Genomic DNA, 387 nt, shown 5'->3' on the forward strand with positions numbered 1-387 from the left:
ACGTACACACCTATACCGCTTTGATTATCGCGGGCTACAACAATCAACCTCAAGCAGTAAAACTTTTAATAGATGCCGGTGCAGATATTAATGCTGCAGACCAAGGTGGAAATACAGCCTTGATGGGTGCTGCTTTTAAAGGTTACCATGATATTGCAAAAATACTGATTGATAAAGGTGCAGACTTAAACCTGCAACATGGTAACGGAGGCACCGCATTGATGTTCGCAGCAATGTTTGGCAGAAACGATGTGCTTGATTTATTGATAAAAGAAGGTGCAGATGTAAATATGGTAGATCATAGAGGGCAATCGGCATTAGATTACGCAGCTTTGCAAGGCAATGAAACCGGACAACAAATGCTAACTGAAGCAAGTCAGAAATTAG

General features: G+C 41.3%; 1 protein-coding gene. It reads left to right on the plus strand.

Annotation, left to right across the window (positions count from 1 at the left end; translation table 11 throughout):
- Positions 1 to 387, plus strand: a 387-nt coding sequence (locus ON09_RS23895) for an ankyrin repeat domain-containing protein (RefSeq protein ID WP_010603598.1), incomplete at both ends; no start/stop codon positions are given.

This window comes from Pedobacter agri PB92 (assembly GCF_000258495.1).
GTDB classification, from domain to species: Bacteria; Bacteroidota; Bacteroidia; order Sphingobacteriales; family Sphingobacteriaceae; genus Pedobacter; species Pedobacter agri.